Raw genomic sequence first — 26,996 nt, forward strand, 5'->3', positions numbered from 1 at the left:
AATAAAAATTCTAATGAGTTCATAAAAAAGCCGCTTTGCTAAACAAGGCGGCTTTCTTTGTGTCATGTATCAACGATAAATAAAGTATCAGTCATCCCACTCAGGCGAGTAATCAGGATGCTCAATCTTGCGTCCATTGCTGCTGGCCAGCGTATTAATCTTTTGGATGTCTTCATCGCTGAGCGTAATTTTCGCCGCGTCTAAGTTGCCTTGTAAGTGATCTGGATTCGATGTTTTTGGAATCGCCACGCGGTCTTTATCTGACAAAATCCAAGCGATAGAGATTTGTGCTGGATTGACGCCGTGCTTATCAGCAATTTCTTTCATAATTTCATTATCAAACACATCGCCGCGCGCAAGCGGTGAATAGGCTTCAAGCAAGATATGATGATTGTTTAAAAAGCTCTGTAGCGTGCTTTGCTTAATAAACGGATGGAACTCCACTTGGTTGACAACCAGTGGCACGTCCGCGTATTTCTTGGCTTCGATAATTTGCTCAATATTGAAGTTTGAGACACCAATATGCTTGGTCAAACCTTGCTTTTGTAACTCGCACAGCGCAGGAATGGTTTCTGATAAAGGCACACGGTCATCTGGCCAGTGCAGTAAAAGCAGATCAACATAATCGGTATCTAGATTTTCTAGCGAACGTTTTGCGGCTTCTTTGAGTTTTTCAGGCTGAAACTTCAAATCATCAGGGAAGATTTTGGTGGTCAAAAAGAATTTATCGCGTGCCACGCCTGATTTTTTGATACCTTCACCGACTTGTTTTTCATTGTCATACGCCTGTGCGGTGTCAATGTGCTCATAGCCCATTTGTAATGCTTTACTGACCACTTCAACGCAGTCATCGCCTGTTGATTGCCATGTTCCAAGACCCAGTACAGGAATGTTGGCTTCACCTGCGGTGCGGATGTTATAGGTTTTATTACTCATAATGCGTCCTTATTGTTGTCTGTATTTTGGTTTATTTATTCGTTATACGCTGGTACAAAGGCCAGCTTTATTGCGCATATCACTGTTATCGTGTCTAAAAATAAAAGTGCATAAAATAAAAAAGAATCGTTTAAGCGGCATATTCATTTGATTGCATCGTGAATGACTGTGCCGCTTAAACAAAACGTATTTACTATAAGAAAAATAACGCGCCAACGATAGGGCGGGTGACGCTTTCATACAAAGGGCACACAGGCTGTAACGTCATGAAATCGCCAATAACAAAGCAAAAAAATACCCAACCAGCAGAACGGGTTGGGTATTTATGAGGGCAGACAGTGCTACAAAAGCAGTGACTTTACGTCATGTAAAGACAGGCTTACTGAGCCGCCGCTTCGGGTTGTGCAGGTGCGGTAGTGTCAGCCGCTGCTTTGTCGCCGCCAGCCATATGCGCGCTGTGGTCTTCACCCCAGATTTTTGGATATTTGTAGCCAGGGAAGGTTTTGTGCGCATATTGCTTGAACTCGTCAGAGTTATACGCTGCGGTCACGTCTTGTAGCCACTTGGCATCTTTGTCAGCAGTTTTTACCGCTGACCAGTTGATGTAGGCAAAGCTTTCTTCTTGCGCTAGCGCGTCAGTCAGTTTGATGCCAGCATCGGTCGCATAGTTGCCGTTGATGATAGCAAAGTCGACTTCATCACGCGCACGTGGCAGCTGCGCTGCTTCTAGCTCAACGATATCGATATCGTATTTGCTGTTGTCAGCGATGTCCGCTTTTGATGCTGTTAGTGGGTCGATACCGTCTTTTAGGGTAATCCAGCCCAAATCTTGCATCATAACCAGCGCACGCGCAAAGTTACTTGGATCATTTGGCGCAGAGACGCTCATACCTTTGTAGGCTTCGTCTAGTTTGGTTTTCTTACCAGAATATAGACCCAGTGGCGCGGTTGGTACTTGGAACACTTCAACCAAGTCTAGGTTATTTTCCTTTTTGAAGTTGTCTAAATATGGCTTGTGCTGGAAGATATTGATGTCAAGATCACCTTCAGCAAGCGCTTTGTTTGGACGGACGTAGTCGGTGAACGGCACCAGCTCAACTTCATAACCTTGGGCTTCTAGTGTACCTTTTACTTGGTTACGTACCATATCTGCAAAGTCGCCTTCGGTCGTGCCGATAACGATTTTGGTATGGTTCGGGTCGATGTCACCTGTCGCTGTAGTGGTTTCACTGGTCTCAGTCGTGGTGCTTTCAGTAGTACTTTCTGGGGCTGATGAATTATTGCAGCCCACAAGTACCAAACCTGATACGCCAGCGATAGCAAACGCGCCAACCACTTGGCGGCTGATGTCTGTTAGTTTCATAAAATATCCTTGATAGTATGTACAAAATAAAAACGCAAAAATATAAATCAACAAAAACGCAAAATACAGCCTAGGGCGTGTCCCTATTTTAAAAATGGTGATAAAAATGGATAAATCGCAGGCAAACAAGGAAAATAGCGCAGGTAATATCAAGATATTAGCCAGCTATTTGACACCGTTTGCCAAAGATTTAACCATTTTTAGCCCATTTAGTCATAAACGCTTGAATTAGGGGCATGCCCTAGTACCGCGCTACGATAGCGGCACCAGAACAGCTACTGTATTTGTTTACTGCCGTCAGCGACCGTGTTATTAAACGCCTGACGGTTATCGTGAGGCTATTTTAGCGCTTATCTAAGCGCGTCGCCAGCCAATTACCAAAGGCTTGAATGGCAATAACCATGATAGAGAGCATCAAGACGATAAAGACCATAACCTCAGTTTGATAACGATAATAGCCATAACGGATGGCCAAATCACCCAAACCGCCACCGCCAATCATACCTGCTGCTGCCGAGTAGGACAGCAAGCTGATACACAAAATGGTCACTGACAGTACCATACCTGAGCGGGCTTCGTTTAACAGCACTTTAATAATGGTCATCGGTGGCGCGCCCATCGACTCGGTCGCCTCCATAATGCCACGCGGCACTTCACGCAAGTTTTGCTCAACCAAACGAGCAAAATAAAAAGAGCCTGCAATAGCCAGCACAAGTGACGCAGCGATTGGCCCGATGCCTGTACCAACGATTGCCTTGGTAAATGGACTCATGGCAATCATCAAAATAACAAACGGGAAAGCGCGCATAAAGTTGGTAATCGCACCTAAAATGCCGTATAGGGTTTTGTTTTGCAAAAACTGCTTGTCACTCGACAAAAACAAGAAAATACCAAACAACCCACCGATTAAAATCGCAACCGTGGTCGAGATGCCGAGCATCAAAAAAGTCTCTAGCGACGCTTGCCAAATTTCTTTACGCAGCTCTAGCAGTCTGTCTATCGAGGCGGACAATTCTGCACCTGTTAACATAGTTTTTTCTCCTGGCGCATCAGTCTTCGATGATTAAGCGTTGACCAATCTCAGTGTTGGCATGAATCTGACCATCAGCGATGTCGGCCACTTCGAGCAGTGAGCCTTTATGTAAAAGTGCCACACGGTCACACAAGCGGCGAATCACGCTCATCTCATGCGTCACAATCACAATGGTGACGCCAAGCTTTTCGTTAATGTCGTGCAGACACGTTAACAGACTGCGCGTCGTCGCAGGGTCAAGGGCACTGGTAGGCTCGTCCGCAAGCAGTACTTTCGGGCTAGGTGCGATGGCGCGGGCAATACCCACACGCTGCTTTTGTCCGCCTGAGAGCTGAGCAGGGTAGTGCGAAGCGCGGTCGCTTAAGTCCACAATCTCCAAGCACTCCATAACGCGCTTATGTATTTGCGCGCTTGGGTAGCCTGACACTTGAAGGTTAAAGGCCACGTTTTCAAACACCGTGCGGTTACTCATCAGGTTAAACTGCTGAAAAATCATACCGATATTGTGCCGTGCCACGCGCAAATCTTTGGCAGACAAACCCATCAAGTCAACGCCGTCTATCACGACTTGACCGCTATTGGGACGCTCGAGCAAATTGATTAATCGTAACAGGGTTGATTTTCCTGCTCCTGAATAGCCCATCAAACCAAAGATTTCGCCTTGCTTGATGGCAAGGGATGTCGGCTCAACCGCAGTAAAGTAGCGGGGCGCATTGGCTGGGCTGTCCGCAGTGGGCGTACTGGCAAAGCGCTTGGTCACCTCATTTAAGACAATCATGTCATTCATAGAGTGCTCAAAATACAATAAAAAAAGGTCATCATGGCGGCGATGGTCAATGTGCCACTGCCGCGCGTCATGTCTTTTCCGCGTTAGGTCGCGTAATGATGAAGAATAAGGGGCGATAATATAGCATATCTGCGTAAGTTTGAATATCCATACGCGCAAATGGATAATATGTCAAGGAATATGAAACATACGCTATAAAATAAGGATAAAAAAAAGACGAGTTAAACACCGTTTAATCAGGAATGGGTAAGCGGTGTTTTTCGGTTAGGTTTTGCGCCATGTTGTCATGATAATTAGGATCGTGCGCAACAGGCAGCACGACCAAAAAGCGTGTGCGCCCATAGAGGGTATCGGTCATGATACGCCCTTGATGGGCAGTAACGATTTGCGACACTAAGGACAGTCCTAAACCTGAGCCTTTATTTTTTTGTTGCAAACGTACAAAGGGGCTAAATATCTCCTCACGTTTGTCTTCAGGGATACCTGTACCTTGGTCGATAACAGCTAAGACCATATATTTGGGCGCGCTGGCAGCTTTTGCTTTTTTTAGGTGCTTGGTAAACAAGCTTTCTTTTTTAGCGTCTGCTTTTTGATGATGCGTAGGTTGTATGGGTGCCAATGCCTCGTTCGGGACAACATCCCACATCAGTTTTTTGAGTTTTCCTGACCACTCTGTTGCCCAGTGACTGTCATGATGTCTAGAGACGTCATCATAAGTCGGGGATAATAAAGTAGAGGTATATGCTGTGCTCGGTACAAAAGAGGCATCATGACTAACGTCTAAACGCTCCCCATTTTGATATAAATCAGGTACCACGTCGCTAGAGAACGTAGACATTGCCTCTGGTTTAGGCAGCGGTATGAGCGAGTCGCCAGTACTGTCTTTAGCTGCATTGTTAAGGGCGGTATATAACGCAGACTGTAGATAATGAGGGATGTCTTTTGCATCACTCATCTCATCAACACCATAAAGTAGTATGGTGACAGGGGGTATCCCATGCAACATGGCATTGTTTAATAGATTACGAATCAAATGTGTTAATAGCGGCGGCTGGCCTTCGATAGTTAAGTGCTCACCAATAAAAGTCGCTTGTGGATAGTGCTGACGCTCTTGGTTAATAAGATCGTACACGTCAATAGATTCAATCTGCTGCATGGCATGTCCTGCGTCTAGACGACTGACCAGCAAGATGCTTTCTACCAAATCATTCAGCCCTGATAAGTCACGATTAATCGCTTGAGCGCGCTTATCAAATTTTGCCTTAACGTCAGTAGGCAGATTGCTTGCCAACATATCCATCATCTCTATCTGTAAACGGATACGAGTAATGGGCGTACGCAGCTCATGCGATGCGTGGGCGAGTAGCAGATTATTGGCGTTAACCAAGTGCTCAATCTTTTGTGCCGCTTGGTTAAAGCCACGTGCGAGTGAGGCAATCTCATCGTTACCACGACTGTTCACGCGTACCGTAAAGTCGCCGTCCCCCAGCTCGCTCATCTGCTGGCTCATTTGGTTGATACGCCATGTCATGGAGCGCGCAATCCACCATAATACCCCTGCCATAATAATGAGCAGTAGCAAGGTTCCTGTAAATAGATTTAGAGCGGCAGACAGTACGGGTTTTTTGGGGGGCAGGCGTGACTCATAAAGTAACGTATAACCAGTACTGCTATATACTTGCGCACGCTGTGGAATGGGCGGCATGTCTGCAAACGAAGGAAAGATACGCGCCAAAAAAGAAGGTGCATCAGGCAGTTCGCGCGGCAAATCACTGTTGTCTGTTTGCATCAGCAGCATGCCTTGCTGATCGTACAATCCCATCTTAGCTTGCAGTGATTCATCAAAAATATCAAAGCTTTTTTTGACCACTGCCAACATAAAGCGCGCTTGTAAGCGGTTGTCGTTTTCAATCGCCGTGTTTAACTCTCCTAAAAACGGGTCAACTTGTCCTAAGACTTGAGTGGCAACCACCTCAGAGCGAATAGTGGCATCCTTATCGTGCACCAGCTGCGTCAACAGCACCATGGCGACTGCAAATAAAATTAATGCCAGCATCACACTGGCAAAAAGCTTGGCAAATACAGAACGAAAACCCAGCTGTTGCATTAAGCAGTCTCTATCATAACAGGCATAAAATAAAGCACGATTTTACGACACAGAAAACCACACAAGGCCAAAATAGCGCCTTGTATGGTTAATAATTATACTTGGTCAGTAGCGAATTGATAGCCTACGCCGCGTACGGTAATAATACGTTTTGGTTGACGTGGGTTGTCTTCAATCAAAGCGCGCAAACGGGAGATGTGTACGTCAATGGCGCGATCAATATTGTCCGAGCTGTCATCATTGGGCATCGCTTGCCACAGCTGCTCACGGTTCAATACTTTGCCTGAATGGGTGGCAAAGTAATGGAGCAATTGAAACTGATGCGTGGTCAGACGTACAGGCTTATCATCAATAGTGACTTCGTGACTGTCAGGGAACACACTCAAACGACCAAAGGTCAAGCTGTCTGATTGACTGTCCGCTTGGTTTGGCTGCTCGTGGCGACGGATGACCGCACGGATACGCGCAAGCAACTCACGAGGCTCAAAAGGTTTAGAGATATAATCGTCTGCACCCATCTCAAGACCAAGGACGCGATCGGTCGTGTCGCCTTTCGCCGTTAACATGATGATGGGCACTTTGCTGGTAATGTTGTTTTTATTGCTACGGATTTTTTGACACACCTGCATGCCATCCATATCTGGCAACATCAAATCAAGCACTACCAAATCAATATCGCGCTCTTTGGCATCTAAAATGTCCAGACCTTCTTGACCAAGACCAGCATGATGAACATCATAGTAGTTCATAGTCAGATAATCACTGATTAGCTCAGCCAAATCTGGGTCATCTTCAATCAATAAAATCTGCTTACTCATAAAATATCCTCAATAAAATGCTCGTTGTTGTTATTTCATATCTAAAGTTTAACAAAGTAGGGGTAACGTCTGTTTAGGCGCGTAAAGTACAAATTTTGCGTTGTCAAATATTATTAGCAAACAGCGGTACGTTACCAATCATAGCCTATAATGCCTAATGGCCTACTTACTATACAAGGCTCGCTTTGTTACGATTTCTGTATAGTGTAACGGATATATGGCGCATATCTACACCTTACAAACCAATACGCGGTTGCCTATTAAGAAATGACGACTTTTTTACCTGCCGACTCAATAGGCAAGTTTGCCAAACAGATCAAACTGTCGTTACTGATGCCAGCGACCAAATACTGCTTGGTATTGGGGTCGTATTCAATCACCTCAACAGGCTGACGCGTAAGGCGCTGGTCTTGTTTAATAACCCAAACATTTGCGGTTAGAGGAGATAGTGGCTGATAAGGTGGCGACTTAAGCGCAGACAAGTCAGCATCGTGAATACCGCGCTCAGGTACGATAGTACCTACTTCAATTTGTCCATAATTTACCCGTCCTGTCACCGTCATATCAGGGCGCAGTGGCGAGGTTTCGCTCACTTGTTCAAGCACGTGCACTTCAACGCGCAGTTGGTTTGGGGTATTGCTGGCAAGTAACGCACTGACTTGACCAGTAAAGCGCTCGCTTAAATTGTCAGTCGTAAAGTTGACGGTTTGTCCTACTGACAGCTGCGACTTGGCTTGCAGGGGGACCGCGGCGGTAAATTGTAAGTTACGGTCATCTGCTAAATGCAGTAAGTTGTCTTTGATTTGGACGTGGGCGCCTTCTTGTACATAGAGGGCATCGACACGTCCAGCGAAGCGCGCGCGCATGAGTAGTGTGTCTACTTCTTCTGTATCCTTCGCTGTTGTCATGTTTTCTGCCAGCACTGAGTGATTCTCTGCTGCCTCTTCTTGTGTAGGTGAGGTTTGCTGCGCATTAGAGCGTGGAATTTTATGCGCGTTTAAGTTTTCGGTACTTGCATCTTGTGCTGTCTCACTCGTGTCTTGTGTACTGATACTGCTAAGCATCAATAGCGGTGTATTTTTATCCACCCACTGGTCTGGCTCAACAAAGATCTCGGTAACGGTTGCATCTTTAAGTGCCCGATATGTGGTTTCTTGGATAGGCGCCAGTGTCCCTTGTAAACCCAAGCTTGGTTGATAGCGCGAAGATTTAATGCTCAAAATATCTTCTTGTGCCATGGACACACTGTCTTTATTCACGACGATGTGCGCTTGTTTGGGCGCACCATCGTCAATATCACGTGCATCTGTTGGGCTTTGAGGCTGGCATGCACTTAAAACGACAGGCAGTACCAGCAGCCACCCACGGTATTTTTTTTGCAAGACCAAGACCATTTCTCCTCAAGTATGTCTATAGCATTGGCTATATACCTATTATAAGTATATCCTGAAACGAAAACTGTAGCGACAGTCATCTATCTATCATATAAGAATGCTAAATTAAAGCGGCATAGCGCTATTTATTAAACAAAAATAAAATCTTTAGAAAAACCTTGCAGAGTATGCCGAAACGCACATAGAATACGATAAAGATACAAGTGCGTTACAAAGACAGAAAGATAATGCCATACGCCATATTCTTTAGGTTACCGGTATTGTCGTCAAATGTCTTAGTATCATGTGTTTACGTGATAGCAAAAAAGAAATCTGTGCTTTGCAAGAGACCATATAAAGTTCATAAAACATATATTGTTGTATTGTGGCTCATTTTATTATTAAGTGGTGCTTGTTTTTTGCTATGCTGAGAGGCGCAGTATATAAATAGAGTAGGCAAATGTGTATCTACGCTATGATTTCGCTTTGTAGACATCACTAATATTATGCTGTATTTAAGCCTTACTATTGGTATTTAGAGTAAACAGTCATTCATAGGACATGAATAATGGAAAATAATTTTGAAGGGTTAAAGGTCATGGTAATTGATGATTCAAAAACCATTCGACGCACTGCTGAGACATTACTGCAAAAAGCAGGATGTGAAGTTGTGACCGCCATTGACGGTTTCGACGCACTTGCTAAAATTGTTGATAACAATCCAGACATCATCTTCGTTGATATCATGATGCCACGCCTTGACGGTTATCAAACGTGCGCTTTAATTAAAAACAATCCTGATTATGCCAATAAGCCAGTCATCATGCTGTCATCAAAAGACGGCCTGTTTGATAAAGCTCGTGGGCGTATTGTTGGCTCTGATGAATATCTCACCAAGCCATTTAGTAAAGATGAGCTGTTTGACGCGATTAACCAATATCGCGCTCAAGCATAGATTTATCATCGGATATCTGCTGACATCGGACGAGCAGACAAGGACGTTTGACGTCTGCGATTATAAGAAAAGTATGGTTTTGTTAGGTATCCGTCACCATGTCAGTAGCATGACCAAAGACTGAGGGAATATTCATGACAACTGTGTTAGTCATTGATGATTCGCCATCTGAAATGGCAAAATTTCGCGATATGCTTGCCAAAAATGACTTTAAAGTCTTAGAGGCATCAAATGGTGAACAAGGATGTGCAATGGCAGAGACGCATCTGCCTGATGTGATTTTAATGGATGTGGTGATGCCAGAGATGAATGGTTTTCAGGCCACCCGTAAAATTACGCGCAATAAATCCACTGCACACATTCCTGTGGTTATCATCAGTACCAAAAATCAAGAAACCGATAGAGTATGGGGCAAACGTCAAGGGGCCAAAGAGTATCTTACGAAGCCTGTTGATGAGGTGCATTTAGTCAATACTATTCGTAATGTAGTGGGGTAACTCATGGCTTCTAGAGGGTTCATTGAACTACTGCGGCTCGCAGATTTGGCCAAGACACGTAAAAGTGGTCGCTTGGGAATGCTAGAAACCGACTGGCAAGGTGTGGTCTTTGAAGTGGGCGGTCAGCGTTTGGTGGCCCCTTTAGGCGAGGTGGCCGAGGTGCTGGTAGTGCCTGATTATACAGGCGTGCCTTTGGTACAGCCTTGGCTACTTGGTATTGCTAATGTTCGTGGACGCTTGCTACCGCTAACCGATATGTGTAAATTTTTGCACATATCTAGCCGTGCCCGTCAGCTCAATCAGCGAAAAGTCATTGTGATTGACCAGCCTTCTATATTTTCAGGGCTGTTGGTCGACCGTGTTATTGGGATTGAACAGTTTACACGTAGCCAATATCGCCCTTCAGCCATTGATGTTGAGTCTCCTTTTGCACCTTATAATCATGGCAAGTTTGTCAAAAATCAAGAAGACTGGTTTATCTTCATGCCCAGCCTGCTCATGCAAGATCCACGCTATATTGAAGCGGCGATATAAGTAACACAATCAGCATACGACAGCGCAGATACCTTATTTTATATGAAGTGTCTGTTTGATGGTTTTGATAGGATTGTTTTAAAAAGATACCTGTAATCATACCGGCTTTAATCCTAGTGAGCTTTTTTTGGATAAGCGCATACAATAGGAATGGACTCACTATGAATAAAGTCAGTCACGACATGACTCCGACGACCGTTTGGAAGGAATAAACACAATGAGCGATACCAAAAGCTTTGCCAATGGTGGTAATACCACAACACCAGCCGTTACAGAATCAGAGAGCTTATGGGGCAAGATACTGGGCGTCTTTGCCTTTGTCAGTGTGGCCTGTCTGCTGTGGCTGTTTTTTAGTATTGATCATGAAGTTTTGGCTGTTAGCAACATTATCATTCCAGGTCTTTTATTTTTGGTTGGTATGGCAGGCGTACTATATGCCTTTTACCAGCTGTTTAAGCAGCGCGGTGCTTCTGAGCGTGTGCTCGTCGAAAAAGAAACCTTGCGTCGTCGTCAAGAAGCCGAAACAGAGTCTGAACGCGCGCGCCAAATCCAAGAAGAAAACGAACGTAACCAAATGGCGATTTTGCGCCTATTGGATGAATTGGGGGATTTGGCAGAAGGGGATCTGACAGTCAATGCGACGGTCTCAGAGGACTTTACAGGGGCTATCGCCGACTCAGTAAACTTTGCAATTGACCAGTTGCGTCAGCTGGTACTGGTCATCAACAGCACGGCTGATCGTGTCTCTCAATCTTCAGAGCAAACGCAGTTAACGGCAGTTGAGTTGGCAGAAGCTTCTGAACACCAAGCACAAGAGATTGCAGGTGCCTCAGCCGCCATTAACGAGATGGCAGTTTCTATTGACCAAGTATCAACCAATGCGACAGAGTCAGCAGCCGTTGCTCAGCGCTCGGTAGCGATTGCTTATAATGGCGCAGAAGTTGTACAGCGCTCGATTGAAGGTATGAACGTTATCCGCGATCAGATTCAGGAAACCTCAAAGCGTATCAAGCGCTTGGGTGAGTCATCACAGGAAATTGGCGATATCGTTAACTTGATTAACGACATTGCTGACCAGACCAACGTTTTGGCACTAAACGCAGCCATTCAGGCATCGATGGCGGGTGAAGCGGGGCGCGGCTTTGCGGTTGTTGCTGATGAGGTTCAGCGTCTGGCAGAGCGTTCAGCCAATGCAACCAAGCAGATCGAAACTTTGGTAAAAACCATTCAAGCGGATACCAACGAAGCCGTTATGTCGATGGAGTCAACCACAGCAGAAGTGGTGCGTGGTGCACGCTTAGCAAAAGATGCAGGTGAGGCCCTTGACGAGGTACAAAGTGTCTCAAACACTTTGGCTGAGCTGATTCAAAACATCTCAAATGCTGCACAGCAACAAGCTGATTCAGCTGGTCATATCTCAAATACCATGAACATCATTCAAGACATTACTTCGCAAACCTCATCAGGTACGATGGCAACAGCGCGTTCGGTTGGTGAGCTAAATGAGATGGCTGCAGCACTACAGGAATCGGTTGCAGGCTTTAAGCTCTCAAGTGATGACGATCATTATCGTAATATGTAATGCGAACTGTTATAGGCAGTGTCTGGTACTGTAAACGTGATTGTCAAACAATTATCAAACAGTATTGATGATAACGAGATTTTAGGAAAGCGGCGATTAAAGGTGCCTAGCATGGAACGCAATGGTTCATTCCCAGTTCAGCAGTGGCAACAATATATAGAAAAAGAAATTGGATTTGTGCTGCCAAATGAGCAGCAGCAATGGTTGATAAATGCTGTGAGTCAGACCGCCAGTAGCTATACATTGTCTTTGAACGATTTATGGCAAAAGTTGCCCACACATCCCGAGCTGCGTCAACAACTGATTGACAGTGTACTGATACCCGAAAGCCGTTTCTTTCGTCACTTGCCTTCTATTCAGTTTATTACAAAAGCAGCCATTTCTGCAGAAAAACAGTCTACGAAGTCAGGAAAAAAACCGCCTTTTAGAATTTGGAGTGTGGGTTGTGCAGCAGGACAGGAGGTTTGGTCCCTAGCCATGAATTTGGCTGCTAAAAATCTATACAATTATCACATATTGGGTACAGATGTCAGTCAAACTGCCTTGGCTCAAGCACGAAAAGCGGAGTATGAAGGACGTCAGCAACACCTTATCCCACATGAGTGTCAGCAGTTTATCCACCCTATGCCCTCTTTTTCGACCGACAATCATGTGACCACAGGTACGCCATTGTCAACAGAACCATCACGCTGGTATGTCAATCGTGTTTTAAGGGATAAGGTGGATTTTGTTTGGCACAATATTTTTACCAAAGAAATGCCCACAACGCATTTACAGCAAGTGATTACTTGCCAAAATATGCTGATTTATTTTCGCCAGTTTGATCAACGCGATATTTTAAATCGTTTGGCAGCACAATGCGCAGTTGGCGGCTACTTGATTCTAGCACCAGGCGAAGGCCTTAGTTGGCGCCCAAAGAATATGAGCCGCGTGAAACATGTACAGATCAACGGCTGGCAGAAAATACGCGCATGACCACGGCAATAGATAACTGATAACATCCGCCCATGATTGGGCTACTAGACAATGTGGCTAGCATTATTTAAAAAACAGGTTCTGTCTTTTAGTGATGTTTGGACAGATGATAAACGAGTTAGGACAATCCTATGATGAACCAGCCCAATGAAATGGTGACGCTAGAATGGCTATGGCCACTCCTAAATCAGCAGTTGAATGAACTGTCTGAAGGCTGGCTCAAAGATACACATGGCGTTGATATTGAGCCATGGGCTCAATGCTATCATGATATTGATGGTACGCTGGTTATGGCGCGTCTGCCAGATTTGGCCAGCTTAGCGGCCGCACTTAGCGTATTGGTTGCAGCTTATGCGCATCAACCAATGAATGATTTGGTGTTAAGACAAGCCATTTTCGCTCATCAATTATTACAAAGTGAACTGCTCGCTTATATACAAAAAGGCAGCTACCGTGCCTCTTTAATCTATAAAACAATTCATGAATTACTCACATTGGTACAAGGCGTTTCTGCCCAAGATGCCAATACGGCCGCAGTCGTTGATTCACGGGTGCAGCAACTGAGCGCTCGTATGAGTCCGCCAGATAGCTCTAAAAATTCGTCTAGTGCTTTGCCTGTGGTGCTGCCTGAATTACCGTATCAGACCCTACTTAGTACTTGGGAGCAGCAAACTCAAGAGTTGCGCACGCAGAATGTCAATCACAGTGACGCTTTACCTAAGCTGCAAGATGTCAGTCATCATCTATCTCAAGAGGTTTTGGTAGCAGCACATCAACGACTTTGGTATGTGGCAAATATTTGGTTGAGTAACGTGGCGCAAAATGAGATACCAACGCCTGAGCGCTACACAGAGATTTTGGCAGAACTTGAGCATATTCTTGCCGCTTATACCAAGCACCAAAACGGTAGCCGCTTATGCGCTGTGAGCGAGGAGCGCATTGAGGGTGTTATCGCTGATATGTACCTCATGCTCAATCGTATGAGCGTATTGGATGATGATGCCCACCGCTTAATTGATCAGTCTCTTGATGCAAAAACCATATCTGGTGATTTTTTAACCCGTACTTTGAGTGATATTGAAGCGATTATTTTCACGTTAGATAAGCCACTGACCTTAATTGAGCCGCTGCGCCGTGTTAAGGAGAGATTCCGCGCCCGCGGCTGGAAACTCTATGAAGCACAGATGGCGCAGGTCTTAACCGAGGTTGAAGAAAACGCTCACTCAGAAAGAGACTTTGCGCAAGTACAATGGCAGATTGAGCGTCAATTACAAGAGCTATATAGTGCAGTGTATCACACCGACCAAACCATTCGCACCAAGATAGGTCAAGCGCCGTCATTGACAGCTCAAGAGTCCGTGGCCGCAGAAGATATGTCCGAAGTGACGGCGATTGATGAAGATGCTTTACGTGAGCTGCGTATTTTGGTTGAGAGTGTCAAGCATCATTTTAATGACTATGTGCAACGTCATCGCACACAGCTACTGCCACCAATGGAGACGTTTACCCAAATCTCACATGCGTTTGATGATATGGGATTGTCTGATGTGCGCACTGTCATGGACAACATGGCCACATTGTTTGCACAAATTATAGCCAATGACTTACATACCTTAAGCTGGAAGCTGAACCAGTCGCTCGCTGAAGGCTTGTCTGCTATTGAGCTGCTTTTGGACTATTTGGCGCAACAAGTTTTTGATGAACCGCTATTGTTGCAGGCGGCCAGCTATATTGATGAGGCTCATCGCCAGCTTGATGAGTTGATCACACGCCCGATTGATGCCAATGATACTGCGCGTTATAACCAAGGCGCCTATGGTAAGCCGCAAGAGGCAAGTAGCGATGTGGTGCGTTACGATGACAGTGGTGAGATTGCACCTGATACAGACGCTGTCCAATCAGACAAGGTGGAGCCAGCAGACATAGAGTCAAAAGAAGCAAGTACTCATGATGAGACAGAAGCAGCTGATAGCGCTAACGTGGTAGGTGCTGCCCGCAATGAGACATCTGAGTCAGCAGAGAGTGAGCTACTACAAGCCGCCCGTACCAAAACCAAGCATGATGACTTTGATATCGACGAAGAGATACGCGAAATCTTTATCGAAGAGGTTGAAGAGGTGCTTGAGACACTCGAAGCAACTTTGCCAAGCTGGCAACACGATCCTCAAGATTTCAGCCCATTGACAGAAATACGCCGTAGCTTTCATACCCTTAAAGGCTCAGGGCGTATGGTCGGTGCGTTTGGTATTAGTGAAATGGCGTGGGCGGTCGAAAACCTATTAAATCGTGTTTTGGATAAAACCATTGACGTGACTACAGAGGTCGCCACTGTGGTTGGTGACGCTGCGCAAGCCACCAAGGTGCTGGTTGCTGATTTTGCAGCAGAGGAAACACCGAGTATAGATACTGCGGTGCTTATATTGCATTGTGACAACATATTAGCCCATCGTGCATATCATGATGGCTTGTCCTCTGAGGTAGCGTCTACTGATACAGTAGTCGATGCTGATGCAAATACAAATGCTGCCGTTAGCGCGCCTGTGGTGGAACCCATTGAGATTACAGGTGTTGCAGAGCAGGACGAATACGATACCCAGACTGCGGTTGCACCTGTAGCCAGTGTTCATGAGTCAGAATCAGTGATGCAGTCAGTCCCTGACATACCAGTAGCACTATTGCCTTTTATTGCTGAAGTAGATTTACCCAAAGACAGTGACGATGCTGACCCTGATATTAAAGAGATTTTTATTGAAGAGGCTGAAGAAGTCTTAGAAGAAATCGTACCATTATATCAGCAGTGGCAACAAAATCCTGAAGCTTTAGATACGCTAAAAGACATTCGCCGAGGTTTTCATACGCTCAAAGGCTCAGGAAGAATGGTAGGCGCTCACCATACAGCCGAGCTTGCATGGGCGATTGAGAATATGCTAAATCGCATACTGGATCGTACCATCGCTGCTTCAGCCGATACCGTAGCGCTGGTTGGTGATGTGCTAGATGCCTATCCTGAATTGATTACTATTTTTGCCGAGCAGCATCAAGATTACCCTGAAATGATGACGCTTTGGGTTGCATGTGCGCAGGCTTATAGCAAACAGCTTGGCGATGCCTTTAGCTATCGTGAGCTACAATCAGATCAAGTATCTGATGATGCAAATAATGAGACCACATCCACAGAAGCACCGCTACTCGATAAAGCCTTACAAAGTATTTATTCCGCCAATGAGCTTATCGTCGATACCTCGGCCGTTGAGCCGATTGCCGATGAGGACGAGCTTGAGTTTTGTCAGATATTTATTGATGAAGCAAAATCATTGTTACACATTATTGATGAATTTATTGATACCCATCAGCAAGACGCAGAAGCTGAAGTCAGTGATGAGTTGGTGCGTGCTTTTCATACCCTACGCGGTGCATCAGGATCAAACACATTAAGCGCTATCAGTGATGTTAGTGCCATGATTGAAAAGAGTTTAGAGCAACTACAGCAGCACGATACACCTATTAGAGTGCAGCATTTACAAGCCCTGCAGCAGGCAAGTGTGCTGATTAATAACTACCTAAATGCTTATGAAGACAGTATGCGAATGCAGAGTCTGCCAGAGCCAGTATCGTCAGATCAGCAGAACGACATATCCTATTTACAAGGACTGTTAGAGAAATCAGAACCACAATCTGTAATGCCTATTGATTTAAATGTTGCTGAGCTGCTAGATATCGGTGTTGATGGTCTGCTTGACGCCGAAATGAATCTAGAATCTATCTGCACCACCTATGATGACAATCAGATTCAAGAGTATGCCCAAGCCCAGCAGCATCAGGCGACTGCACTGATGGCGAAAACGACAAAATCGGTCAAATTTACACGTATTCTCACAGCGCTGAATCAAGCGTACGCGCTGCTTGAACAGCAGCCAGCGATTCGTTTTGAGGCAGATTTTATTCGTCTGATGAGCAGTGCGCATAAGCAACTTGTAGAGTTGTTTGATGCTTTAGCAGGCAGTATGTCGCTTAAGATAGATAAAGAGATTGTTAGTGCATTAGAAGCATGGTTAAACAGCTATGAGGACAGTACATCTGAGCAAGAAGTAGAGGCAGTTACTGCGCCAAGCACTGAATCGGTAGAGGAAGTACCTGCGCCAGATTATGCGCCTATCTTTGCAGCGCCAACAGCCCCAGTAGAAAGTACTGAACCATTACCACAAAAGCCTGTGCAAACGATGCCTGCAGAGCAGTCGCTACCTGAAACGATTGATACTGATATTGAGCTGCTTGAGATTTTCTTAGAAGAAGCGCAGGAGTTAGACACAGCGGTATCTCAAACGTTTACAGCGTGGCGTGATGATATCTATAACACCAATACCTTAAAGGTACTACAGCGTCATTTACACACCATTAAAGGTGGTGCGCGTATGGCGGGTATTCAAAGTATTGGTAACCTTACGCACGAAGCAGAAAGTATTTATGAAGCGTTCGTTGAGCAAACCATTGAGCCTACCGATCAATGGTTGACTATCATGCAGATGGTACAAGACACGCTATCATTGCAAATTGACCATATGGTGCGTTATCAAGAGTCTTTCTTTGCCAAAGAACTGATTGCCCAACTGCAAGAGTTTTTACAGGCAAAAGAGTTGCCTGAGACGGTCACGCTTGTCTTGCCTGCGCTACAAACTCAAAACTACATCGACGCTGAGCCAGAGATTGACGCAGAAGAAGTGACTGCTGATAGTGACGATAATGACTTGGTCAGCTTGGATGTGATGATTGACGCGTCATGGCCTAATGGCTTGCCTGATCCTGATATTTTAGACGTGTTCTTAGAAGAAGCGGATGAACTGATTTTAAGTAGCAATAAATACTTGCAACTGTTTTTAAACAACATCAGTGACTTGGTCGCTTTACAGACACTGCAGCGTAACTTGCATACTATCAAAGGTGGCGCTCGTATGGTAGACGCCAATGGGGTGGCAGACTTGGCCCACCAAATGGAGTCGGTATACGAAGAGTTGGCCATTCGCCGTCGTCCAGCAACCAAAAAAGTCGCTCAACTTTTAGTGGCGTGTCATGATTGGTTATCCGATGCCATATTTATTTTAAAGCATAAAATCAATGCACCCATTCCCAGTGCTTTGATTGGTGCCCTACAAAAATTTATCAAAAATCCAGACAGCTTAAAAGCAATACCAACTCAGTCATTACAAACGCAGTTGGCAGTTGTCCTTGCCAACCAAAACAAGCAAGCTGCCATACGCCGCGTTGAAGACATCAGTCGTATGCCTTCAATGACAGGAGCGTTTGATAAAGAACAGCAAAGCAGCAATAACGAGATGATCCGTATCTCAAGCAATTTGGTTGAGCACATGATTAACCTCTCAGGTGAGTCTGCTATCAACCGTGCGCGCATTGATATGGGTATGAGCAGCTTAACCAACAGTATTGAAGAAATGGGTACGACTGTACAGCGCTTGGCCGATCAGCTGCGCCGTATGGAGATTGAGCTTGAAGCACAAATTCTGTCACAGATCGATGATGTCGAACTGATTGAAAACGAAGGTTTTGACCCACTCGAGATGGATCAATACTCGGCGCTAAATCAGTTGTCCAAGTCGCTTTCTGAGTCGGCGTCGGATTTGCTAGACATCAACACAACGCTGTTAGAAAAAACCCGCGATAACGAAAACCTATTGCTTCAGTTATCACGGACGCAAGCGGAATTGCAAGACGGCTTGATGAACTCCCGAATCGTACCTTTCTCGCGTCTGGTACCACGTCTTGAGCGTATTGTACGACAGACAGCCAATGAGCTGAACAAATCGGTTGAGTTGATTGTTGATACTGCTGACGATGAAATGGACAGAACCATCCTGGAGCGTATTACCTCACCCCTTGAACACATGCTACGTAATGCTGTGGACCATGGTATTGAAAGTCCGCAAGAGCGCTTGGAGGCAGGTAAAGAGCGCGGGGGTCAGATTCGCTTGGAACTGGCGCGTGAAGGTAGCGAGATGGTCATTCATCTTACTGATGATGGCCGTGGTATTAATGTTGAGGCCGTTCGCCAAAAAGCCATTGCTCAAGGCTTGATTGATAGCAATGACCAACTGTCTGACCTTGAAGTCATGCAGTATATCTTTAACGCAGGCCTGACCACGACCAAAACAGTAACCCAAATCTCAGGGCGCGGTGTCGGTATGGACGTCGTGATTAGCGAGATTCGCCAACTTGGGGGCGTGGTATCCGTCAACTCACAACGTGGTCTCGGCTCTCGATTTACCATTCGTGTGCCATTGACCGTTGCTGTATCTGATGCGCTGGTGGTACGCGCCGCGGATCGCTACTATGCTATTCCGCTGGTGCATATCGAGCGTGTGATACGTCTTGAGCCTGAGCTGCTATACAGCCACTACCGCTCAGGCAAGTCCACCATGCGCATTGAAGACAACGATTACCGTGTGCGTTATCTCAATGAGATTTTAACAGGCGCAGAGCTAAACGAGTTGTCCGTCAATACCAGCAGTAGCCTACCTGTTATTATTATCAAAAACCGAGCAGGCCAAAATCTTGCGTTACAGGTTGACCAAATCGCAGGCTCGCGCATTGAGGTGGTCGTGAAGCCACTTGGCCGCCAGCTGTCACATCTATCGGGCATCTCAGCGGCGACCATCATGGGTGATGGCTCGGTTATGCTGATTTTAGATCCGATTGCTCTGATGCGAAATACCACCATCATCAAAGAAATGAAGCAAGTAGGACAGGCGAAAAAGCAAACGCAAGAAGACAAGACTATTAGTGTCTTGGTGGTCGATGACTCCGTAACCGTAAGAAAAGTAACGTCACGTTTCTTAGAGCGCCAAGGTATCAGTACCATGGTCGCTAAAGACGGTATTGATGCACTAGAGATACTCCAAGAAGCGAAGCCTGATTTGATTTTACTTGATATTGAAATGCCGCGTATGGATGGTTTTGAAGTGGCCAATCAAGTACGCCACAATGAGCGCTTACGCGATATTCCGATCATCATGATTACCTCAAGAACGGGTGAAAAGCATCGCGAGCGTGCTTTTGAGGCAGGGGTGAGCGACTATATGGGCAAACCTTTCCAAGAAAATGAGCTGCTCAATAAAATCCAAACTTTATTGGGTATAGAGTTAAGTGTTAGCAGTGACTGATGAAAGGGAGCACACGCTATTGGCCAAGTGTAGGACAGGCGATATTAGTATGCTGATTGTCGCTGAAAATCAGCATCAAAGGCTGGCGCTGAGCGAGACCGTTCGTGATTGTGGTTTTACAGTAATTGATAGTGTCAACCGTGCACAGCTAAAACGAAAACCCATTAAGAATAAGATTGATGTATGGCTCATTGATGGGGATTATGACGATGAAACAGCGACTTTAATTGCCAATACGCAATCAAAAGCAGTGTTGGTTGGCTTCTCTCAAGCCCCTTACTTTAATGCCGTTCAATGTTACAGCAAGTGGCAGCGTAAGCTTAAGCGAAAACTGGCACAGATACTGGAGATACCGACACTGGTCACATCTTCGATATATGCGCATACGCAGCCCCATTGGCAATATGTAGTGCTACTTGGTGCTTCAATGGGTGGTCCGAGTGCAATCAAAACATTTTTAGACAATTTATCGCCAAACTTACCCATTTGTATTTTGCTGGCGCATCATTTTAACCCAAGTATGGTTGAGACTTTGCCACGTGTTATTAATCGGCATAATAACTGGCGCTGTCAACTGATTACCAGTACGCGACGATTGCAATCAGGTCACTGCTTAATCGTTCCGATCAATCAGCAAATTGTCTGCGACTCTGAGGGGCGCGTGATTGTTAAGGATCAAGAATGGCAGGGTGGTTATAAGCCTGCAATCGGTGAAATTCTTAAAAATGCCAGTGATGTTTATGGCAACCGTCTGATTAGTATTATTTTCTCAGGTATGGGAAAAGATGGCTCACAGCACTTGGCAGGGATTCAAGACAATCACAGCCAGCTGTGGGCACAGGAGCCCAGTCTCAGCACCTGTCCCAGTCAGCCTCAAAGCATTATTGATTCAGGATACTGCCAGTTTGTAGGCAGTCCTGAAGCGCTGGCGCAAAAGTTGACCGATTATATTGCCGAAATGACACAAATTTCATATTCATTGTCATGATGACTACGGATAAAACATACAGATGATGAAACCCACGGTGGATAACCTATGAGCCAAGTTCGAAGACACACTTTTGAAGCAGTCAGCTTATTAACGACCGATAACGGCTTGTTCGAAGTTACGGTTATACCTGCAAAAAATCAGCCAGACTGGTTGATACCCAGCAGTTTGATTCTCAGTGTGGATAGCTATCATGAACGTATCTGGAATTACTTATGGCAAGCGCAAGAAGTGTCCGTGTTTCATTTACTCCCGCGTGATACGAATCCTGATAAATTGATTGTGCTAGAGGGTAATACTGATGTACATCGCATCGCGCTACAAACCAAAGGCGAGCTGGACAGTTTTATGGTGCGTATCTCAGAAGTAAAAGACATTGACTTGCCTGAAGAGTATCAAACGGCATCTGCCATTAATGTTGAAAAAAACCGACAAAAATACAGCCAAAATATTTTTCGTAAATCTACTGATACTGATAACAATAACCATGTAGTTGGTGAACATTTGGGAGAAAATGTCGTGTTATCGTACATGTATCAAGCAGTAATGGTTGCAGATACCGTTTATCTTGTTCCTGACTTGGAAAAAATTGCGCACCATTTAGTAGATTTGGACAGCTAACAGCGAAAGCCATCTCATTTAAACCATGTAAATAAAAACAATAAGAAGAAAATGTATGAATCATTCTAATAGTACGGTACAAAAATGGTCTGTGAGTAGCCGTATTTTTCATTGGATAAGCGCTGTATTATTATTGATTACGTGGGGCATGATTTTGCTCAATGAAAACATAGGCGGCAGCAGTTACATGAGCCTTCATAAAGCATTTGGTATCAGCTTGTTGTGTTGGATGATTGCACGGGTAATTAATCGTTTGTTTACCAAAGCACCACCAGCTGCGCCTGCACCAAAATGGCAAACAGGCATGGCACATTTAACACATTTTGCGCTATATGCTATATTGATTGCAATGCCTATCGCAGGCTTACTTATGAGCGTCTATGGCGGGCGTCCTGTCGATATTTTTGGTGTGTTTCAGATTCCTGTATTTGTCACCCCAGACAGAGGAATGGCACGTTTTTATAACGATTTACACACTGATATTATTTGGCCCATGATTATTATTTTTACGCTGTTGCACATTGGCGCAGCGCTATATCATCAATTTATCAAAAAAGACAATTTGATTGCACGTATGAAATAAGGGCGCAAATGGTCTTGACGAGCGTTAGCAGTCATCCTTGATATAAAAAAGACCCTCAATCATTATTGAGGGTCTTTTTGTACGTTATGTTCGGTCATTTATCATGCAAGTGCCATAAGGCTTATAGTGCTTATTTTTTTTGATGTTCAGGCAAGCTGATATTCATCTCAAGCACATCGAGGCTGTCTTCGTGACGGTGGTTGATATTGACATCATTAATTTGCACGCCATTCACGTACTTATTAACCACTTCTAAGATTTCACGTTTCATCTTTTCGATGCGCTCAGCCGTCAAGCGACTGTTTAAGCGGTTTTCGCTGGCAACGATGACTTTTAAGCGCTCAGTTGCCATGTTTGCGCTGCCGTTTGTTTGATTCTCTGAACCAAACAAGCTGCTCCAAAATCCTTTTTTCTTACTCATTATTAACCCCCAAACCAGCGCTGTAAGAAGCTCTTTTTCTTCACCTCAAGATGACGCAATGGGCGCTCTTCGCCTAAGAATCGGGCGACAATATCATCATAGCATTGACCCGCAACAGAGTCGGTATAATGAATGACAGGCTCACCATGGTTCGATGCTTCAAGGACAGCGTGGTTTTCAGGAATAACCCCAAGCAGTGGCACTTTTAGAATGTCATTTGAGATGGTGTCGATATCCATCATCTCATTGGCTGCTGCGCGCTCTGGGTTGTAGCGAGTGATGACCAAATGTTCACGGACTGAGCCTTGGTTTTCTTCAACCTTTTTAGTGCGACTTTGCAAAATACCGATAATACGATCTGAGTCACGTACTGAAGAAATTTCAGGGTTGGTGACGATAATCGCTTCGTCAGCATGATACATGGCCAGCTGCGCGCCGCGCTCGATACCTGCAGGCGAGTCACAGATAATATAGTCAAACTGCTTAGAGAGCTCGGCCATTACCTCAGCCACGCCTTCGTCGGTAAGCGCGTCTTTGTCACGCGTCTGACTGGCAGGTAGGATGTAGAGGTTTTCCAGCTGCTTGTCTTTAACGAGCGCTTGAGACAGACGGGCATTACCGCTGATAACGTCTACAAAATCGTAAACAATACGGTTTTCACAGCCCATGATTAAATCAAGGTTACGTAAACCCACATCGAAATCGATAACAACGGTTTTGTTTCCGCGTAACGCCAAGCCGGCAGCAAAAGAAGCGCTGGTCGTGGTTTTGCCCACACCGCCTTTACCCGAAGTGATCACAACAATCTTTGCCACAATGGCGCACTCCTATGAATGTATGAGATGTCTGAATAAATAATACTAGGTGGCTTATCCTTGCCAAAAAAGACGTGTTGAACACACCGTGCAGTGGCAGTTTGAGGATTGGGTATGGATGACCGAATCGACTCAAAGCTTTGGGGATAAGCGCAACCTGCGACCGTAAGCCTAGCATAAATAAACAAAAATTTATAGCAAGTCACGGCGAAATAATCAAAAGGTAACGCTATGCTGATGCTGAGCGTCAAATGAATAGTAATACTCAGTCATCAGCGCTGATAAACTGCTTAAAATAACGATTAATCGTCATCAATAATACTAAAAACCAAGCCTTCACCCTCAACAAATCGGACTTGTACTGCGCGGTCAATCACCTCATCAGGCAAGTTGTCGCGTAGGCAGTACGTGCCTGCGACAGACACGAGGGTTGGATTGAACACGTGACAAAAGATACGCGCATCTTTATCACCCGTTGCGCCTGCGACGAGACGACCTTGCGCGCGGCCGTAGACGTGCAAACTATTATCAGTGATGGCTTCTGCGCCGCTGTTGACACTGTTGGTCAAAATCAAATCGCCGCCCACATGATTGAGGCTCTGTCCTGAGCGCAGCATTTGGTCATAAATCAGAGTGGTGTTTTGCCCTTCAGAGGCCAGCGCGTCATCAAACTGTGGGGCAGGGGTAGTGTCTGCCGCTGTGCTCGCGGCCTCTTGTGTCTGCGGCTCAACGATAGGGGCTTTTTTGGGGACGATGCGTTCAATACGCTTACCATCGGCAGGAAAGATGGCAAGACGTAGTGCACGTGCTTGCTCTTCTAAGATACCTGTCACTACACCGATAGGCTGGAGTCCCCATGACCAGAGTAAATCAACCAGCGCGCTCAAATCCTGCTCAACACTACTGTCGATAATCACAGGGATATTGCTTTCTTTATTACTTAGCGTTTGCGCGAACTGTGCCTCTAACGCTGCCATATCATCGGTATGCAGCTGCAAGCGCGAAAAGGTCAGCATTTTGCCATAAAAATTGATGGCAGGAGTGGCGGCGTTAGAGTCGGTATCTGAAATCGTCATAAAGCGGGTCCTTAAAAGATACTGATGCTGCCATCGCAGCGCAAGCGGTCAGCGTGAATGGTGTCATTGTTGTTATAGGGTCAGGCGTACAGATACACAGCAGTGTACTAAGAGACAGGCGGGTTTCACAAGCCCTAGATGGGATAAAATATGACAAAATGCGCTTAGCTAAGTAAGCGCTTTACGTTATCGGGCAGCGTTACAGATTCAGCATATCCTTGTGTTTCCATTGCTGTACTTTGACCTGTGCTTCAAGACCGCTTAAGCTATCAGCTATCAAGGCAGCAATCAATGTTTCAAGTGCGCTGTTTTGGGTATCCATATTGGCAATACCGTGCGCGATGCTTTGCATTAAGGCATCCAAACGCTCGGTCTCAAGCAAACGCTCAGCAATCGCACTCGCTACATTTTCACCGACGTTGTGCCCGATTTGTAGCATTTGCGATTCAATCAAGCTGCCTGCAATTGGTATCATACGCACATAGCGGCGCAGCTCAGGCGTGTTTGCTAAGCCGTCTTCAATGGCATTGCCCACCTCGGTAGCGATGATATTGCCTGTTGCGGGATTGCCTTTTAATTGCTGCAACTGCGGAATCAGCTCTTGGCGTAGCATCGAGAGTATTCCAGTCTCTATCTGTTCGCGGTTGCGCGTGATGGCGGAATCAATAATCGACTGCTGTGCTTTGGGATCAGTCAGCTCACCGCGAAAGTTGGCAATAATCGTCAAGACCACGCGGTCGGACAGCTCTTCGAGCAAAATATCGCCATAAAACTTGATGCGCTCAATCCACAGCTGAGGTAAGACCTGATAGCCGAGCTGATACAGCCTGCGCCCGATGACCACCACACGAAACAGCCTGAGCATACGCAGCTGCGGAAAACAGCCCAGCACCTCGTACCAGTGTACAAAAGGAAAAAAGAACCAGCGATAATAAGTGCGCTGATAGACGGCAAGCATCCAGCGAACAAACAGCTCCACCACCAAGAATACGGTAAAAAATCCGCCTGCTGTGCGTAATGGCTCATGCAGTGTGTTTTGATACCAAGCAAGACTTTGTGTGATGTTCAGCCACTCAGCAGCATTGGCACTAAACTGACTCATCAGCACTGCATCGAGACTGATGAATAGTAAGTCAATACTAATGACCACCAGCATAAAAATATCATAGCCAAGCTTTAAGCGACTGGGCGGCTTGGGCGGGGGGCTGGGCGCGTGCGTAACTGTCTGCTGGGTCGGCTGCTCAGTGATCGGGGGCGCTTGGGTTTGGGACACAGGCTTACCTTATTTAGTCGTGATGTAATATAATCGTGATGCGTGGTGGTTTGCTATTTATTCAGCGCCGTCTTTGTGCGGGTTTTCAAACATTGCCAACATCTTATCGATACGCTTGTCTTTGTCTTGCCAAATGCCATCGAGCCAATCAAATAACGCAGATTTTATGGTTTCGTCCTCATTATAGCCGCCAGCCTTAATGTCATGAAACAAGGTTTCAGGCATCTCTACATGACGGATATGCACGCCAAGCTGCTTGACATTGCCTTTCCACAAGTCGCTATAGGTTGGCACACCTTCAGGATAGACAATGGTCATATCAAGAATACCATCAATCTCCTCGCCAAGCGTCTGTAAAGCCAAGGCAAAGCCGCCTGCACGCGGTTTTAACAGATGCTTATAAGGAGCATTTTGCGCATCGTGTTTTGCTTGTGTAAACCTTGTGCCCTCAAGATAGTTGAGTAGGGTAAAGGGTTTGTTTTTTAGTAGTGAACAGGCGCGTTTGGCTTCCTCAATATCTTTACCACGTAGTGCTGGGTTTTTGGCGATGGCTTCTTTTGAATGACGACGCATCATTGGAAAATCTAAAAAGTAAAAGGTCTGCCCGACAATCGGAATGTAAATCAGCTCAAACTTGGTAAAAAAGCGTGTCAAAGGCAGACGGTCTTCACTGATATATTGCATAATGCTGGTATCTACCCATGACTGATGGTTGCTGACCAAAAGATACTTGCCATTCGGGTCGATATCATCAGGTAAATCGATACGCCAGTCTTTTTGTGGTACCAATTCATCAATCAGTTTGTTGTTTACCCCAATCCAATGGTTGGTAATACCAATTACCGCCTTATCAGCAATTTTTGCGCCTGTAATCATTTTCATGCCACCTGTAAACCAAATTGGTAGGCTACATACGATACTGTTGGCAGCAATGACGCTGGTCGCCGTGGTCAATGAAACAGCTTGTCCCAGTTTTGGGCTACGCTGATGTAGCTTTTTGATGACAGATGCCAGTTGCATGAGTGATGTCCTTGTATCCGCAATGATGGTTGGCGCAATCAGAGTGAAAATAATGCACTATAGGTTC

At 45.5% G+C, this 26,996-nt stretch carries 20 protein-coding genes and 1 pseudogene; 9 read left to right on the forward strand and 12 right to left on the reverse strand.

Annotated elements, in window-relative coordinates; all coding sequences use genetic code 11:
* Positions 1 to 87: 87 nt before the first annotated feature.
* The 7 genes from JIE71_RS04870 to JIE71_RS04900 form a co-directional block, all read right to left on the reverse strand.
* Positions 88 to 936: an aldo/keto reductase gene (locus JIE71_RS04870; protein ID WP_199507612.1), complete on the reverse strand. Its 849-nt coding sequence runs from the start codon at positions 934 to 936 to the stop codon at positions 88 to 90.
* 379 nt (positions 937 to 1,315) lie between these two features.
* Positions 1,316 to 2,299 carry a MetQ/NlpA family ABC transporter substrate-binding protein gene (locus JIE71_RS04875; protein WP_199507613.1) on the reverse strand — a complete coding sequence of 328 codons (984 nt, stop codon included), beginning with the start codon at positions 2,297 to 2,299 and terminating at the stop codon, positions 1,316 to 1,318.
* 343 nt (positions 2,300 to 2,642) lie between these two features.
* On the reverse strand, positions 2,643 to 3,329 hold the full coding sequence (locus JIE71_RS04880) for a methionine ABC transporter permease (RefSeq protein WP_416232009.1): 687 nt from the start codon (positions 3,327 to 3,329) through the stop codon (positions 2,643 to 2,645).
* A gap of 19 nt (positions 3,330 to 3,348) precedes the next feature.
* On the reverse strand, positions 3,349 to 4,119 hold the full coding sequence (locus tag JIE71_RS04885) for a methionine ABC transporter ATP-binding protein (protein ID WP_199507614.1): 771 nt from the start codon (positions 4,117 to 4,119) through the stop codon (positions 3,349 to 3,351).
* Between the two features lie 232 nt (positions 4,120 to 4,351).
* Complete coding sequence (locus JIE71_RS04890; protein ID WP_199507615.1) at positions 4,352 to 6,226, reverse strand: sensor histidine kinase; 1,875 nt, start codon at positions 6,224 to 6,226, stop codon at positions 4,352 to 4,354.
* 95 nt (positions 6,227 to 6,321) lie between these two features.
* A complete protein-coding gene (locus JIE71_RS04895; protein ID WP_199507616.1) occupies positions 6,322 to 7,044 on the reverse strand; it encodes a response regulator transcription factor in 723 nt (240 codons plus the stop codon).
* Positions 7,045 to 7,304: 260 nt separating this feature from the next.
* On the reverse strand, positions 7,305 to 8,432 hold the full coding sequence (locus JIE71_RS04900) for an efflux RND transporter periplasmic adaptor subunit (protein WP_228284550.1): 1,128 nt from the start codon (positions 8,430 to 8,432) through the stop codon (positions 7,305 to 7,307).
* A 553-nt stretch (positions 8,433 to 8,985) separates the two neighbouring features.
* Between JIE71_RS04900 and pilG the strand changes: the two genes are divergently transcribed.
* The 9 genes and pseudogenes from pilG (at position 8,986) to JIE71_RS04945 (ending at position 22,324) form a co-directional block, all read left to right on the forward strand.
* Positions 8,986 to 9,372: a twitching motility response regulator PilG gene (pilG, locus tag JIE71_RS04905; protein ID WP_199507618.1), complete on the forward strand. Its 387-nt coding sequence runs from the start codon at positions 8,986 to 8,988 to the stop codon at positions 9,370 to 9,372.
* A gap of 134 nt (positions 9,373 to 9,506) precedes the next feature.
* Positions 9,507 to 9,869, forward strand: coding sequence for a response regulator (locus JIE71_RS04910; protein ID WP_199507619.1), 363 nt, complete (start codon positions 9,507 to 9,509; stop codon positions 9,867 to 9,869).
* Positions 9,870 to 9,872: 3 nt separating this feature from the next.
* On the forward strand, positions 9,873 to 10,403 hold the full coding sequence (locus JIE71_RS04915; RefSeq protein WP_199507620.1) for a chemotaxis protein CheW: 531 nt from the start codon (positions 9,873 to 9,875) through the stop codon (positions 10,401 to 10,403).
* 544 nt (positions 10,404 to 10,947) lie between these two features.
* Positions 10,948 to 11,985 (forward strand): annotated as a pseudogene (locus JIE71_RS04920) (methyl-accepting chemotaxis protein); the annotation flags it as partial.
* A 111-nt stretch (positions 11,986 to 12,096) separates the two neighbouring features.
* Complete coding sequence (locus JIE71_RS04925) at positions 12,097 to 12,960, forward strand: CheR family methyltransferase (RefSeq protein ID WP_199507622.1); 864 nt, start codon at positions 12,097 to 12,099, stop codon at positions 12,958 to 12,960.
* A gap of 131 nt (positions 12,961 to 13,091) precedes the next feature.
* Positions 13,092 to 20,132: an Hpt domain-containing protein gene (locus JIE71_RS04930; RefSeq protein WP_199507623.1), complete on the forward strand. Its 7,041-nt coding sequence runs from the start codon at positions 13,092 to 13,094 to the stop codon at positions 20,130 to 20,132.
* Positions 20,125 to 21,120 (forward strand): chemotaxis protein CheB, encoded by a 996-nt coding sequence (locus JIE71_RS04935; RefSeq protein WP_323126910.1) that lies wholly within the window; start codon positions 20,125 to 20,127, stop codon positions 21,118 to 21,120. Before JIE71_RS04930 ends, JIE71_RS04935 begins: the two co-directional genes overlap by 8 nt.
* Before the next feature lie 48 nt (positions 21,121 to 21,168).
* The gene (locus JIE71_RS04940) at positions 21,169 to 21,741 is read left to right on the forward strand and encodes a hypothetical protein (RefSeq protein WP_199507624.1); all 573 of its coding nucleotides are present in this window, start codon (positions 21,169 to 21,171) and stop codon (positions 21,739 to 21,741) included.
* Positions 21,742 to 21,796: 55 nt separating this feature from the next.
* Positions 21,797 to 22,324 (forward strand): cytochrome b, encoded by a 528-nt coding sequence (locus tag JIE71_RS04945; protein ID WP_199507625.1) that lies wholly within the window; start codon positions 21,797 to 21,799, stop codon positions 22,322 to 22,324.
* A 130-nt stretch (positions 22,325 to 22,454) separates the two neighbouring features.
* On the opposite strand, the gene minE is transcribed toward JIE71_RS04945, so the two are convergent.
* The 5 genes from minE to JIE71_RS04970 form a co-directional block, all read right to left on the reverse strand.
* Entirely contained in the window at positions 22,455 to 22,745 is a 291-nt protein-coding gene (minE, locus tag JIE71_RS04950) for a cell division topological specificity factor MinE (RefSeq protein ID WP_199507626.1), read from the reverse strand.
* A 2-nt stretch (positions 22,746 to 22,747) separates the two neighbouring features.
* Positions 22,748 to 23,560 carry a septum site-determining protein MinD gene (gene minD / locus JIE71_RS04955; RefSeq protein ID WP_199507627.1) on the reverse strand — a complete coding sequence of 271 codons (813 nt, stop codon included), beginning with the start codon at positions 23,558 to 23,560 and terminating at the stop codon, positions 22,748 to 22,750.
* A gap of 302 nt (positions 23,561 to 23,862) precedes the next feature.
* On the reverse strand, positions 23,863 to 24,636 hold the full coding sequence (gene minC, locus JIE71_RS04960) for a septum site-determining protein MinC (RefSeq protein WP_199507628.1): 774 nt from the start codon (positions 24,634 to 24,636) through the stop codon (positions 23,863 to 23,865).
* Positions 24,637 to 24,835: 199 nt separating this feature from the next.
* Positions 24,836 to 25,909 carry a hypothetical protein gene (locus JIE71_RS04965; RefSeq protein ID WP_199507629.1) on the reverse strand — a complete coding sequence of 358 codons (1,074 nt, stop codon included), beginning with the start codon at positions 25,907 to 25,909 and terminating at the stop codon, positions 24,836 to 24,838.
* A 57-nt stretch (positions 25,910 to 25,966) separates the two neighbouring features.
* A complete protein-coding gene (locus JIE71_RS04970) occupies positions 25,967 to 26,929 on the reverse strand; it encodes an acyltransferase (RefSeq protein ID WP_199507630.1) in 963 nt (320 codons plus the stop codon).
* Positions 26,930 to 26,996: the final 67 nt, after the last annotated feature.

Source organism: Psychrobacter sp. bablab_jr014, from assembly GCF_016464015.1.
Classification (GTDB): Bacteria; Pseudomonadota; Gammaproteobacteria; order Pseudomonadales; family Moraxellaceae; genus Psychrobacter.

Coding starts and splice junctions, on each gene's coding strand:
- JIE71_RS04970 (WP_199507630.1), bottom strand. CDS start 26,929: ATGCAACTGGCATCTGTCATCAAAAAGCTACATCAGCGTAGCCCAAAA.
- JIE71_RS04910 (WP_199507619.1), top strand. CDS start 9,507: ATGACAACTGTGTTAGTCATTGATGATTCGCCATCTGAAATGGCAAAA.
- pilG (WP_199507618.1), top strand. CDS start 8,986: ATGGAAAATAATTTTGAAGGGTTAAAGGTCATGGTAATTGATGATTCA.
- JIE71_RS04925 (WP_199507622.1), top strand. CDS start 12,097: ATGGAACGCAATGGTTCATTCCCAGTTCAGCAGTGGCAACAATATATA.
- JIE71_RS04895 (WP_199507616.1), bottom strand. CDS start 7,044: ATGAGTAAGCAGATTTTATTGATTGAAGATGACCCAGATTTGGCTGAG.
- JIE71_RS04915 (WP_199507620.1), top strand. CDS start 9,873: ATGGCTTCTAGAGGGTTCATTGAACTACTGCGGCTCGCAGATTTGGCC.
- JIE71_RS04870 (WP_199507612.1), bottom strand. CDS start 936: ATGAGTAATAAAACCTATAACATCCGCACCGCAGGTGAAGCCAACATT.
- minE (WP_199507626.1), bottom strand. CDS start 22,745: ATGAGTAAGAAAAAAGGATTTTGGAGCAGCTTGTTTGGTTCAGAGAAT.
- JIE71_RS04890 (WP_199507615.1), bottom strand. CDS start 6,226: ATGCAACAGCTGGGTTTTCGTTCTGTATTTGCCAAGCTTTTTGCCAGT.
- minC (WP_199507628.1), bottom strand. CDS start 24,636: ATGACGATTTCAGATACCGACTCTAACGCCGCCACTCCTGCCATCAAT.
- JIE71_RS04940 (WP_199507624.1), top strand. CDS start 21,169: ATGAGCCAAGTTCGAAGACACACTTTTGAAGCAGTCAGCTTATTAACG.
- JIE71_RS04885 (WP_199507614.1), bottom strand. CDS start 4,119: ATGAATGACATGATTGTCTTAAATGAGGTGACCAAGCGCTTTGCCAGT.
- JIE71_RS04880 (WP_416232009.1), bottom strand. CDS start 3,329: ATGTTAACAGGTGCAGAATTGTCCGCCTCGATAGACAGACTGCTAGAG.
- JIE71_RS04875 (WP_199507613.1), bottom strand. CDS start 2,299: ATGAAACTAACAGACATCAGCCGCCAAGTGGTTGGCGCGTTTGCTATC.
- JIE71_RS04945 (WP_199507625.1), top strand. CDS start 21,797: ATGAATCATTCTAATAGTACGGTACAAAAATGGTCTGTGAGTAGCCGT.
- JIE71_RS04930 (WP_199507623.1), top strand. CDS start 13,092: ATGATGAACCAGCCCAATGAAATGGTGACGCTAGAATGGCTATGGCCA.